Source organism: Streptomyces sp. E2N166 (assembly GCF_003671715.1).
GTDB classification, from domain to species: Bacteria; Actinomycetota; Actinomycetes; order Streptomycetales; family Streptomycetaceae; genus Streptomyces; species Streptomyces thinghirensis.
This window is the reverse complement of the sequence record NZ_RAIF01000012.1, coordinates 950,341-959,016: the sequence shown is the minus strand read 5'-3', so window position 1 is coordinate 959,016 and position 8,676 is coordinate 950,341. Positions and strand designations below refer to the sequence as shown.

The window sequence follows — 8,676 nt, the reverse complement described above, 5'->3', positions numbered from 1 at the left end:
GCGCCCTGGAGCAACTCGCCCACGACCACCCCTTCCTGCTGACCAGCCGCTACGCCGACGACCACGCGGAGATCCGGTACTGGGAGGAGGCCCGCGACCTGCACGACGCCGCCGCCGTCGCCCTGCGCCTGTGGGGTGAGCACCGGCAGACCGCGGGGCTGCCGCCCTGGGAGATCGTCGGCCTGGAGGTCATCGACCGGGCGACCTATCACCAGCGCATCGCCGCCGGGTACGGGCCGGCCCCGGCGACCCCGGTCGGAGTCCACCCCTTTTAGTCACCTTTCGATCCGCGGTTCACCCCCTTTGTCGCCGTCCGGGCCGTGTCTCGGGGTTTGGGACGACCGGTGGATGGCTCCGCGCCGCCTACTACGCTTCCCCCATGACCACGCTCTCGCCGTACGACTCGATGTCCCCGGTCACCCGGGCCGCCTACCGGGCCAAGTCCGCCGCGGCCGACCTCGCGCCGCTGCCGCGGGCCGCGAAGGACGACGCGCTGCTCGCCGTCGCGGACGCGCTGGAGGTCCGTACCAGCGAGATCGTCGAGGCCAACGCCCAGGACGTGGCCAAGGCCCGCGCCGCCGGGACCAGCGAGGCCATCGTCGACCGGCTCACCCTGACCCCGGAGCGGGTCCGCGCCATCGCCTCCGACGTGCGTGACGTCGTCGCGTTGCCCGACCCGGTCGGCGAGGTGGTGCGCGGCTCCACCCTCCCCAACGGCATCGACCTGCGCCAGGTCCGCGTGCCGCTCGGCGTGGTCGGCATCATCTACGAGGGCCGGCCCAACGTCACCGTCGACGCCGCGGCCCTGTGCCTGAAGTCCGGCAACGCGGTCCTGCTGCGCGGCTCCTCCTCGGCCTACCAGTCCAACACCGCCCTCGTCCGCGTCGTCCGCGACGCCGTGGGCGGGGCCGGGCTGCCCGCCGACGCCGTGCAGCTGGTGCCCGGCGAGAGCCGTGAGAGCGTGCGCGAGCTGATGCGCGCCCGCGGCCTGGTCGACGTGCTCATCCCGCGCGGCGGCGCCTCGCTGATCAACACGGTCGTCCAGGAGTCCACCGTCCCCGTCATCGAGACCGGCACCGGCAACTGCCACGTCTACGTCGACGCGCAGGCCGACCTCGACATGGCCGTCGACATCCTGATCAACTCCAAGGCGCAGCGCGTGAGCGTGTGCAACGCCGCCGAGACCCTCCTGGTCCACCAGGACATCGCCGCCGACTTCCTGCCCCGCGCGCTGGACGCCCTCGCGGAGGCCGGGGTCACCGTGCACGCCGACGAGCGGGTGATGGCGTACGCCGAGAACTCCAAGGTGACGGCCGTCGAGGCCACGCCGGAGGACTGGGAGACGGAGTACCTGTCGTACGACATCGCCGCGGCGGTCGTCGACTCGCTCGACAAGGCCGTCGAGCACATCCGGCTGTGGACCTCCGGCCACACCGAGGCCATCGTGACGACCTCGCAGCAGGCAGCCCGCCGCTTCACCCAACTGGTCGACTCCACGACGGTGGCGGTGAACACGTCCACCCGTTTCACGGACGGCGGTCAGTTCGGTTTCGGCGCCGAGATCGGCATCTCCACGCAGAAGCTGCACGCCCGTGGCCCGATGGGGCTGCCGGAGCTGACCAGCACGAAGTACATCGTCACCGGTGACGGGCACGTACGGCGCTGACGGGCACGTACGGCGCTGACGGGCACGTACGGCGCTGACGTGCGGGTCGCTCGCCGACGGGCGGGCGCGCGCCGCGGCGCACGCCGGGGGCATATGCGCACGGCACGCGCCATCGGCCGCGCCCGTGAACCGATCGGGGCATCTCACCCACCGGATGAATTTCCCCGCCGTCTGCCCAAAACGACCCACCGGGTCTACTCTGGACCCGTGCCGGAGGACGTGGGGGGTAGGCCGTTCCCTGACGGCTGGGAGCCCGACGACGATCACGACCGCGGGGTGTCGGACGAAGAGTTCGCCTCCGTGGTCTTCGACGAGGCCTTCGTACAGGCGGCCGCGGTGCACGAGCCGACCGCCGTCGAACGCCTCCTGGCCGCCGCCCGGGCCAGAGCCGAGGCCACCGAGGCGGAAGCGGCCCGCCGAGGCCGCAGAAGAGCCGAGCGCTTCGACGACGGGTACGGCGATTTCGGCCATGATCCCGACCTCGACGACCCGGACGACGACCGCGACCCCCTCGACCGCCCGTACGGCGCTCCCGCGGCGTACGGCAAGCAGGTCCGCTGGCACCGGCCCGTCGCCTGGGCGCTCGCCCTGATGATGGGCGTCGGCATGGTGGCGCTGGCCTTCGTGGCCGTCTACCGGGGCGCGTCCTCGGGGGGCGGGACGCGGCCGGTGCCGCCACCCGCCTCGACCGGCCCCGAGCAGGGCGGCACCGTGACCCCCTCGGCCTCCGCCGACTACTCCCAGCCGGCCGTCTCGGTCATTCCGCGCAGCCCCTGACCTGCCGTCCTGCCGCGCGAAGCCTGGCCCAACTTGACCTGCAACGGCGCGTTTACGCGACCTTCCGCAGACCTACCCTGAAGGTATGGCAGGGCGTGGCGATCCGCCCGGAGGAACGCCCGAGGGCGCCCCCGGAGGCGGCGAGGAAGAGTACCGATCCGTCGTCTTCGACGAGTCGTTCGTCCGGGCTGCCCGCCTCCAGGAGTTCTCCGCCCAGGAGCGCCTCACCGACCACGCGCCCGCCGTACGCCGCCGCACACCGTTGCGCCGGGCCGGGCTGTCCCGTCAGGCGCTGGTCCTGGTCGTGCTGATCGCCGTCGCCTTCGGCACCGCCATCTACATGGGTGTACGGCACCCGTACCAGAGCCCCGACGCGCAGCGGGCCGCGGAGCCGGTGCGGATGACCGTCGTCCCGCTCGCCCCCGAGGGCAGGGTGCCCGGCGCCGACGACGCCGCGCACCTGTACGAACACAGTCCCGCGGCGGACTTCCGGTCCGCGGCCGAGGGCGTCCCGCTGCCGGGGGCCCGGCGCACCGCGCACTTCTCGGACGACCAGGTGCTCAACGCGCTGACCACCGCCAAGAACTACATCGTCCGCTCGGCGCTCGACCCGGACGTGCTCGGCGGCGGAGAGGTCCGCTCGGTGCGGATGTTGCTGGACCCGGACCAGCTCGACCAGTTCGACAAGAGCTTCGAGAAGCCCGTCGCGGACGGCCGGCACGCGCCCACCGGATGGCTGGTGCGCTTCGACCCGGCCCGCACCGAGCTGGCCGACGCCGAGATCAGGGTGAACGGCAGCCTGCGGGCCGTGGAGAGCGACGCGTCCACGCTGGAGGTCACCGCCGACCACACCATGGTGTACCCGCTGCGGTCCGCCGGCGACGAGGGGGCCGAGGCGTCGCTGTTCACCGTCCGGCGGGAGCTGCACTTCCGCTTCGACCGGGACGACCTGCGGCTGCACCAGACACAGCTCGTCGCCGCTTACGTCCAGGCCGGGCCGCTCTCCTGCGCCGAGGACTCGGCGAGTCACCTCCGCCCGCTGCTCGCGGGCCAGACGGCCGGGACCGGCGCCCCCGCCGGCACCGACCCGTACACCACGGACAACGCCACGGCCCTGTGCGGCACCCTCGCGGCAGGCGCCCAGCCGCGGGTGTGAGAGCCGGGACGCCGCCCGTACGTCCGCTCAGGCGCCGTCGCGCGGCGGGCGGTCGTCCGGGGCACCCGGGCCGCCGGAACCCTCCGGGCCGCCGGCTCCGTCACCCGGTCCGCCGGCTCCGCCGCCGGGCCCCTCGGACCCGTCCCTGTCCTTGGGCGGCCTCGGCTGGGAGGCCGTGAAGCCGCCGAAGCCCCGCCGCATCCGGTCGCCGAGGTCACCGGCACCGCCCGCGATGTCGTTGACCAGCTTCATCAGGGGGTCCTTGGAGCCGCGCACATGCGTGGCGTAGCTGGACGCCGAGTCGCGGAAGGAGTCCCGGACCGAGGTGTCCTTGTCCTCGTCGCGGCGCGGGTAGTGGCCGTCCATGATCCGCTGGTAGTCCCGGGACGCAGCCCACTTCTTCAGCTCGGCGGCCCGCACCGTCGTGAAGGGGTGGGAGCGGGGCAGCACGTTCAGGATCTTCAGCACGGAGTCGCGGAGGTCGCCCCCGGCCTCGTACTCGTCGGCCTGCTCCAGGAACGCGTCCACGTTCATCTCGTGCAGGTGGTTGCCGCCCGCGATCTTCATCAGGCCCCGCATGGAGGCCTGGAGGTCCTGGCCGACCAGCAGACCCGCGCGGTCGGCGGACAGCTCCGACTTGCGGAACCACTCGCGCAGCGCGGTCACGATCGCCATGATCGCCAGGTTGCCCAGCGGGATCCAGGCGACCCGGACCGCGAGGGACGTGAGGAAGAGCAGGACGGTCCGGTAGACCGAGTGCCCGGACAGCGCGTGCCCGACCTCGTGCCCGACGACCGCCCGCATCTCCTCCTCGTCCAGCAGCTCGACGAGACCCGTGGTGACGACGATGATCGGCTCGTCCAGGCCGATGCACATCGCGTTGGGGGTCGGGTCCTGGTTGACGTACATCGGGGGGACCTTCTCCAGGTCCAGGATGTAGCAGGCGTCGCGCAGCATCACGTTCAGATGGGCGAACTGCCGGTCCGAGACCCGCACCGAGTCGGACAGGAACAGCAGCCTCAGACTCCGCTCGGGCAGCAGGCCGCTCAGCGTCTTGAAGACCGTGTCGAAGCCGCTCAGCTTGCGCAGCGCCACCAGGGCGGAACGGTCGGCCGGATGCTCGTACGCACGCGAGGAGATTCCGGGGAAGCGCCTGCGCTGCCTGCTCGGCACGTTCTCGTGCCCGTTGTGCTGGTGGCCGTCGGACATGTCTTCCCCCATGTGCGTGTGTGTGGCCTGTGCGTGTGCCCGGCCCTTTACGAACCCTTGTGCGGCCCTTTGCGCCCCCGCAGCCGAGCCCAGCCTAGGCGGAGATACCGTGGACGGGCAGTGCAACGAAGGAGTCCACGTCATGGCGCACACCCCCCACACCGACTGGCTCGCCACCGCGGCGACGGCGGCCGAGCAGCAAGGGGCGGGGAATCTGCTCCGGGTCGTGCTGATCGTGATGGTGGTGGGCTGTGTGCTGACCGCGTGGTTCCTGCTGCGGGGGTACAAGCGGAAGGACGACTGAGGAGATCCGAAGGTTCCCCGGATCCCTCCGACCGGTCGCCGGCCGGTCACCAACGGTGGAGTCGGCGTGATCGCCCGACAGGCGCCCGCATACGATGAGCGGACGTCTTTATCCCGCCCACACCGGATAGGTCCTGCCGAAGATGAGCTTCCACAGCACCGCGGCCCAGTTTGTCACCCTCGCCTCCGAGGGCGGCGAGGAGCACAGCGGCAACCACGAGAGCCTCAGCCCCTACGTCACCGGCATCGGCGCGTTCGTCATCCTGATGCTCCTGCTGTGGATCACCACCCGGTTCAACCGCGACCGCTGAGCGCGGGGCCAGCGGGCCCGGCAGGAGCCCTCGGGCCGGGCCGGTAGGGTCTGCACGCATGGGAGAGCAGGACATGCCTACCGGTCCGGCGCACGAAACGGCGCACGCGCCGGCGCGGGGCACGCAGAACCACGCGGTGCCCGCCCGCGCCACCGGCCGGGGCAAGGGCCCGTCGTCGTCGGGCAAGCGCCGCCTCGGCGTCATGGGCGGCACCTTCGACCCGATCCACCACGGGCACCTCGTGGCGGCCAGCGAGGTCGCCGCGCAGTTCCACCTCGACGAAGTGGTCTTCGTGCCCACCGGGCAGCCGTGGCAGAAGAGCCACCGCACGGTCTCCGCGGCCGAGGACCGCTATCTGATGACGGTCGTGGCGACCGTCGAGAACCCGCAGTTCTCGGTGAGCCGCATCGACATCGACCGCGGCGGTCCCACCTACACCGTGGACACCCTTCGCGACCTGCGCGAGCTCAACCCGGACGCCGACCTGTTCTTCATCACCGGCGCCGACGCCCTCGCCCAGATCCTCACCTGGCGCGACAGCGAGGAACTGTTCTCCCTGGCGCACTTCATCGGCGTCACCCGGCCCGGCCACACGCTGACGGACGCCGGACTCCCCAAGGGCGGCGTCTCACTCGTCGAGGTCCCCGCCCTCGCCATCTCCTCCACGGACTGCCGTGCGAGAGTCGCCAAGGGCGATCCCGTCTGGTATCTGGTGCCGGACGGGGTCGTGCGCTACATCGACAAGCGCCAGCTGTACCGCGGCGAGTGAGCCGAGAGGGGCACCGGTGAACGACGGATACGACACGGGCTACGGCGACGGCGGCGACCAGTACGAACTCGTCGGCTACGACGAGTACGGCCGGCCGGTCTACCGCCCTGCCCAGGGCCAGGCCCCGGCCCAACCCGGCGGGCAGCAGGCGTACGACCCGTACGACCCGTACGCGCATCAGGGTCAGCACGACCAGCAGGGTCAGCAGTACGGGCAGCAGGGCTACGGCTACGACCCGTACACCACGGGCGGACACCAGCCCGCCCCACAGCCGTACGAGACCTATGACGGCTACGGCTCCCGGACCGGCTCCCAGGTCGGCTACGACACCGGCCGGCAGCCGCCCGCCGTCGGCTACGACGCCTACGACGGCTACGCCCCCGGCACGCGGACGCAGCCCTCGTACGACCCGTACGGTCAGGCGGCCACCAGCGGCCGGCAGCCCCGGGTCGCCGAGCAGACCGCCTACATCCCGCAGCAGGCGGCCCCGCCCGGGGAACCGGAAGCCCCCGAAGGGACGCCGGAACCCGACCGGGACTACCGCACCGAGCAGTTCGCCTTCGTCGAGGAGCCGGCCGACGACTCCGAGGACGTCATCGACTGGATGAAGTTCACGGAGAACCGCACCGAGCGCCGGGAGGAGGCCCGGCGCCGCGCACGCGCGCGTGTCGTCGCCCTGGTCGTCGTCCTGGCGCTGGTCGCGGTCGGCGGCGTCGGCTACCTCTGGTCCGCCGGAAAACTCCCCGGGCTGTCCTCCTCGGACGACAAGACCGGCGGTACGACGGCGGCGGGCGCCCAGAAGCGCGACGTGATCGCCGTCCACCTGCACGACACCACCGGCGGCGGCACCTCCACCGCGCTGCTCGTCGACAACACCACCACCAAGCAGGGCACCGCCGTCCTGGTGCCCAACTCCCTCTCCCTGACCGGCGACGACGGCAGCACCACCACGCTCGCCAAGTCCGTCGACGACGACGGCCCCGATGCCACCAGGACCGCGCTCGACTCGGCCCTCGGCACCGACATCGAGGGCACCTGGCGCCTGGACACGCCCTACCTCCAGATCCTCGTCGACCTGGTCGGCAACATCGAGGTCGACACCGACACCGACGTCCCCGACCCGGCGGCCAAGGGCAAGGGCGCCAACCCCCTCGTGCACAAGGGCGAGGGCCAGACCCTCAGCGGCAAGATGGCCGTCGCCTACGCCACCCACCGCGGCTCCGGCGAGGAGGCGGGCGCCCAGCTGCAGCGTTTCGGGCAGGTCATGCAGGGAGTGCTGCGCAAGCTGTCCTCGGACCCCGCGGCCGCGACGACCACCGTCCAGACCCTCGGGCTGATCCTCGACCCGCCGCTGACCGAGAAGGACCTCGGCGCGTTCCTCGCCGGGCTCTCCGACCTCGCCAAGGGCGGCGACTTCGAGACCGCGCTGCTGCCCGTCCAGGACGACGGCAGGCTCAGCGCCGAGGCCGGTGACGGCATCGTCAAGGAGGTCCTCGGCGGCACCGCCAAGAGCCCCGACAAGGACGCGGCCGTCAGTGTCTCCGTCCGCAACGCCACCGGCGTCGAGGACCGCACCGGCAAGGCCCGCGTCGTCCTCCTCAACGGCGGCTTCACCTTCCTGGAAGGCGGCACCGGGTCCGGCACCGAGGCGACGTCGAAGGTCGTCTACGCCGAGGCCGCCGACGAGGAGAACGCCGTCCAGGTCGCCAAGACCCTGGGCCTGCCCACCGGCTCCGTCACCCGGGGCGAGGTCTCCGCGAACGCGAGGGTCTCGGTGGTACTCGGCCAGGACTACGAACCGGCGTCCTAGAGACCGGCGTCCTGGAGACCGGCGTCCTGGAGGGCGGCCTCCCGGAGGGCGGCCCTTGAGAACGGCCTCCTGGGGACCGGCCTCCCGGCGGGCGGGTGATTATCACGTGGGCCGCCGTCGGCGGTCGTGAGACCCTTGAGGTCAACCGACCGCCGACCCGAAAGCCAGGCAGTGACCGCGACCGACCGCTCCATCGAACTCATCAACACCGCCGCGCAGGCGGCGGCCGACAAGCTCGCGCACGACATCATCGCCTACGACGTCAGCGACGTGCTGTCGATCACGGACGCCTTCCTGCTGGCCTCCGCTCCCAACGACCGCCAGGTCAAGTCGATCGTCGACGAGATCGAGGAGCGGCTCAGCAAGGAACTCGGCGCCAAGCCGGTACGCCGCGAGGGCGACCGCGAGGCCCGCTGGGTCCTGCTCGACTACGTCGACATCGTCGTCCACGTCCAGCACAGCGAGGAGCGCGTCTTCTACGCCCTGGAGCGCCTGTGGAAGGACTGCCCCGAGCTGGAGCTGCCCGCCGACGCCAAGGAGACCCGCGGCAAGGCTGAGGAGCACGCCAGGCTCCGGGCCGCCGAGGAGGCGACGGAGACCGACGGGGACTGGCGATGAGCGCCACCGGCGAGGTGACGGCCGGGCAGCCCGGCCGCGGCCGGCGGGTCATCCTCT

9 protein-coding genes and 1 pseudogene are annotated in these 8,676 nt (G+C 72.0%); 9 read left to right on the top strand and 1 reads right to left on the bottom strand.

The features are described from left to right. From EBH09_RS12115 to EBH09_RS12100, 4 genes and pseudogenes are all read left to right on the top strand, one after another. A pseudogene (locus tag EBH09_RS12115) lies at window positions 1-275 on the top strand (hypothetical protein); the annotation flags it as partial. A gap of 104 nt (window positions 276-379) precedes the next feature. Next, a complete protein-coding gene (locus EBH09_RS12110) occupies window positions 380-1,666 on the top strand; it encodes a glutamate-5-semialdehyde dehydrogenase (protein ID WP_121746988.1) in 1,287 nt (428 codons plus the stop codon). Between the two features lie 207 nt (window positions 1,667-1,873). Further along, window positions 1,874-2,443: a hypothetical protein gene (locus EBH09_RS12105; protein WP_193776248.1), complete on the top strand. Its 570-nt coding sequence runs from the start codon at window positions 1,874-1,876 to the stop codon at window positions 2,441-2,443. An 85-nt stretch (window positions 2,444-2,528) separates the two neighbouring features. Beyond that, the gene (locus tag EBH09_RS12100; RefSeq protein WP_121746986.1) at window positions 2,529-3,599 is read left to right on the top strand and encodes a hypothetical protein; all 1,071 of its coding nucleotides are present in this window, start codon (window positions 2,529-2,531) and stop codon (window positions 3,597-3,599) included. A gap of 27 nt (window positions 3,600-3,626) precedes the next feature. Here the strand turns inward: EBH09_RS12100 and EBH09_RS12095 are convergent, their stop codons facing one another. Beyond that, the gene (locus EBH09_RS12095) at window positions 3,627-4,808 is read right to left on the bottom strand and encodes a M48 family metallopeptidase (protein WP_121746985.1); all 1,182 of its coding nucleotides are present in this window, start codon (window positions 4,806-4,808) and stop codon (window positions 3,627-3,629) included. A 142-nt stretch (window positions 4,809-4,950) separates the two neighbouring features. Between EBH09_RS12095 and EBH09_RS12090 the strand changes: the two genes are divergently transcribed. The 5 genes from EBH09_RS12090 to rsfS all read left to right on the top strand — a co-directional run bounded on the left by EBH09_RS12090 (window position 4,951) and on the right by rsfS (window position 8,619). Beyond that, window positions 4,951-5,112 (top strand): hypothetical protein, encoded by a 162-nt coding sequence (locus tag EBH09_RS12090; RefSeq protein WP_167355229.1) that lies wholly within the window; start codon window positions 4,951-4,953, stop codon window positions 5,110-5,112. Window positions 5,113-5,254: 142 nt separating this feature from the next. After that, window positions 5,255-5,422, top strand: a complete 168-nt coding sequence (locus tag EBH09_RS12085) for a hypothetical protein (protein ID WP_121746983.1) — start codon at window positions 5,255-5,257, stop codon at window positions 5,420-5,422. 58 nt (window positions 5,423-5,480) lie between these two features. After that, window positions 5,481-6,191 carry a nicotinate-nucleotide adenylyltransferase gene (nadD, locus tag EBH09_RS12080; protein WP_121746982.1) on the top strand — a complete coding sequence of 237 codons (711 nt, stop codon included), beginning with the start codon at window positions 5,481-5,483 and terminating at the stop codon, window positions 6,189-6,191. A 16-nt stretch (window positions 6,192-6,207) separates the two neighbouring features. Next, window positions 6,208-8,001 carry an LCP family protein gene (locus tag EBH09_RS12075; RefSeq protein ID WP_121746981.1) on the top strand — a complete coding sequence of 598 codons (1,794 nt, stop codon included), beginning with the start codon at window positions 6,208-6,210 and terminating at the stop codon, window positions 7,999-8,001. A gap of 171 nt (window positions 8,002-8,172) precedes the next feature. Next, complete coding sequence (rsfS, locus tag EBH09_RS12070; protein WP_121746980.1) at window positions 8,173-8,619, top strand: ribosome silencing factor; 447 nt, start codon at window positions 8,173-8,175, stop codon at window positions 8,617-8,619. Window positions 8,620-8,676 lie beyond the last annotated feature (57 nt).

Excerpts from the sequence above, each read along its gene's own strand:
- EBH09_RS12090 (WP_167355229.1), top strand. The coding sequence starts at position 4,951 with ATGGCGCACACCCCCCACACCGACTGGCTCGCCACCGCGGCGACGGCG.
- EBH09_RS12085 (WP_121746983.1), top strand. The coding sequence starts at position 5,255 with ATGAGCTTCCACAGCACCGCGGCCCAGTTTGTCACCCTCGCCTCCGAG.
- EBH09_RS12100 (WP_121746986.1), top strand. The coding sequence starts at position 2,529 with ATGGCAGGGCGTGGCGATCCGCCCGGAGGAACGCCCGAGGGCGCCCCC.
- nadD (WP_121746982.1), top strand. The coding sequence starts at position 5,481 with ATGGGAGAGCAGGACATGCCTACCGGTCCGGCGCACGAAACGGCGCAC.
- EBH09_RS12110 (WP_121746988.1), top strand. The coding sequence starts at position 380 with ATGACCACGCTCTCGCCGTACGACTCGATGTCCCCGGTCACCCGGGCC.
- EBH09_RS12095 (WP_121746985.1), bottom strand. The coding sequence starts at position 4,808 with ATGTCCGACGGCCACCAGCACAACGGGCACGAGAACGTGCCGAGCAGG.